Source organism: Pseudomonas sp., assembly GCF_049645325.1.
Lineage (GTDB): Bacteria > Pseudomonadota > Gammaproteobacteria > Pseudomonadales > Pseudomonadaceae > Aquipseudomonas.
The window spans coordinates 1-2599 of sequence record NZ_JBARTQ010000211.1 but is presented as its reverse complement, the minus strand read 5'-3'; the positions used below and the strand labels follow the sequence as shown (position 1 = coordinate 2599).

General features: G+C 59.2%; 4 protein-coding genes. All 4 read right to left on the bottom strand.

All coding sequences use genetic code 11. From position 1 onward, the window contains the following. Positions 1-64 precede the first annotated feature (64 nt). Genes WBB95_RS09175 through WBB95_RS09160 form a run of 4 tightly spaced genes read right to left on the bottom strand, consistent with a single transcriptional unit; the run spans position 65 to position 2596 of the window. A complete protein-coding gene (locus WBB95_RS09175) occupies positions 65-454 on the bottom strand; it encodes a RidA family protein (protein ID WP_424487297.1) in 390 nt (129 codons plus the stop codon). Between the two features lie 26 nt (positions 455-480). Continuing rightward, positions 481-1263: an amino acid ABC transporter ATP-binding protein gene (locus WBB95_RS09170; protein WP_375070993.1), complete on the bottom strand. Its 783-nt coding sequence runs from the start codon at positions 1261-1263 to the stop codon at positions 481-483. Continuing rightward, positions 1260-1922: an amino acid ABC transporter permease gene (locus tag WBB95_RS09165; RefSeq protein ID WP_424487296.1), complete on the bottom strand. Its 663-nt coding sequence runs from the start codon at positions 1920-1922 to the stop codon at positions 1260-1262. Before WBB95_RS09165 ends, WBB95_RS09170 begins: the two co-directional genes overlap by 4 nt. An 11-nt stretch (positions 1923-1933) precedes the next feature. Beyond that, a complete protein-coding gene (locus WBB95_RS09160) occupies positions 1934-2596 on the bottom strand; it encodes an amino acid ABC transporter permease (protein WP_138815745.1) in 663 nt (220 codons plus the stop codon). Between the last annotated feature and the right edge of the window lie 3 nt (positions 2597-2599).

The following is a 2599-nucleotide window of genomic DNA, read 5'->3' as shown; positions in this document are numbered from 1 at the left end:
ACACCGCATTCGCGAGCAAGCCCGCTCCCACATTTGATCTTCAGTGATTTCAAGAATGGGGCATTTAGCCTTTTTTCTTGTAGGCCACGCAATCAATCTCAACCTTGCAGTCGACCATCATGTTGGCTAGCACACAGGCGCGCGCCGGGGCGTGTTCCGGGGTGAAGTATTCGCCGAAGACCTTGTTGAAACTCCAGAAGTCCCGTGGGTCTTCCAGCCACACACCCACGCGCACCACGTCTTTGAGCTCGTAGCCGGCTTCTTCAAGAATCGCCACCACGTTGCGCATGGTCTGGCGGGTTTGCTCGATGATGCCGCCGTTGATGATTTCACCGTCCACCGCCGGCACCTGGCCCGAGACGTAGAGCCAGCCATCCGCTTCCACCGCGCGGGCGAAAGGACGTGGCTGGCCACCACCGGCGGTACTGCCGGCGCCGTAACGAGTAATGCTCATAAGTTGTTTCTCCTGCTGACTAAAAATTAAAACCGAATGTTCTTCAAAAATTCCGCCAGGCGCGGCGATTGCGGGCGTTCGAAGATGTCCTTCGCACTGCCCTGCTCTTCGATGCGGCCCTGGTTCATGAACACGATCTTGTCGGACACTTCATAGGCAAAGCGCATTTCGTGGGTGACCAGCAACATGGTCATGCCCTCTTCTGCCAGGCCTTTGATCACGCTGAGCACTTCGCCCACCAACTCCGGGTCGAGGGCCGAGGTGACTTCGTCGAACAGCATCAGGCTCGGGTTCATCGCAATGGCGCGGGCAATCGCCACACGCTGTTGCTGGCCGCCGGACAACTGACCGGGGAAGTGGTTGCGACGTTCCAGCAAGCCCACGCGGTCAAGCCACTTTTCGGCCAGGGCCACGGCTTCGTCCTTGCCCATTTTCTTGACCTTGAGCAGGCCAAGGGTGACGTTCTGCAGCGCCGTCAAATGCGGGAACAGGTTGAATTGCTGGAACGCCATGCCGGTCATCGCGCGGTGCTGGGAGATCACGCGCTCCGGGTGACGCACGCGCTTGCCGGCGATTTCGCTGTAGCCGATGGACTCGCCGTCGAGGGTGATCTGCCCGCCCTGGAACTCTTCCAGCAGGTTGACGCAACGCAGCAGCGTGGTCTTGCCCGAGCCGCTGGAGCCGATCAACGTCACCACGTTGCCGCGTTGCATGGACAGGTCGACGCCCTTGAGCACTTCGACCTGGCCGTATTGTTTACGCAGGCCGCGAATGTTCAGCAGCGGTTGTTCTTTTTGAGGTTGGTTCATGGCAAGGCCACCCGCTTTTCAATGTAGCGCCCGAATAACTCGATGGCGTAGTTGATGACAAAGAACAGAAACCCGGCAAAGAGGTAGAACTGCAGGGTCATGAAATTGCGTGCGATGACTTGCTGGGAACTGAGCAGCAACTCGGCCACGCCGATCACCGAGAGCAACGTCGAGGCCTTGACGATTTCGGTGGAGGAATTGACCCAGGTCGGCAGGATCTGGCGCAGCGCCTGGGGCAGCAACACGTAACCCAGGGACTGGTAAAAGGTCAGGCCGATGGCCTTGCCCGCTTCCAGTTGCCCACGGGGAATGGCTTGCAGCGCGCCGCGCACGATTTCCGACACGTGGGAGCCGCAGAACAGCGTCAGCCCGACCGCACCGGCCTGGAACGCGGTGATCTGCCACCCGAGCGCCGGCAGCATGTAGAAACAGGCCAGTACCAGCACAAACACCGGCGTGCCACGGATCAGGTCCACATATAGGCGAAACGGCGCACGCATCCAGAATTTGCCGTAGGTCAGGATCAACCCGGCGACGATACCGATCAGCGTGCCAAAAATAATTGCCAGGGCCGAAACATAAACACTGGTCTGAAAGCCCGCCCAGAGGGTATCCCGGGCGATCCACAACTCATGCAGCCAGCTGGGGGATTCGTACATGGACACCTTCCTTAACGACGGATCGCCAGACGCTGTTCCAGGTAACGGAGCAGCATGGCAATGAGGTAACAGGCAGCCACGTAGAGCGCGGTCGTGACCATCCAGGTTTCAATCACCCGGTAGCTTTCGACGTTGATCTTGCGGGCGTAATAGGTCAGCTCCGGCACCGCAATGGCCGCGGCCAGCGAAGTGTCCTTGAACAGCGAAATGAAGTTGTTCGACAGCGCAGGCAGCACGTTGCGCAGCATCACCGGCACGGTGATGTAGGCGCGGATTCGCCACTCGCCCAGGCCGATGGCCAGCCCGGCTTCACGCAAGCCCTTGGGAATATTCAACAGCCCGGCGCGGAATACTTCGGTCAGGTAGGCACCGGCGTACAACGACAAGGTGATGATGAAGGACGGGATTTTATCGAGACGAATCCCCAGGCTCGGCAACGCAAAGTAGATCAACAGGATCAGCACGAGGATGGGCGTGTTGCGGATCACCGTCACATACACCGAGGCGAAAATTCGCAAGGCACGGTGTTTGGACAACATCGCAAACGCCATCATCAGGCCGATCACGCAGCCAATCGCGATCGACAGCAGGGCCAGCTCAAGGCCCAGGCCGAGCCCCGCCAGCAAGCTGGGGAAATCACGCCAAACGGCGGCAAAGTTCAACTGATAGTTCATGGT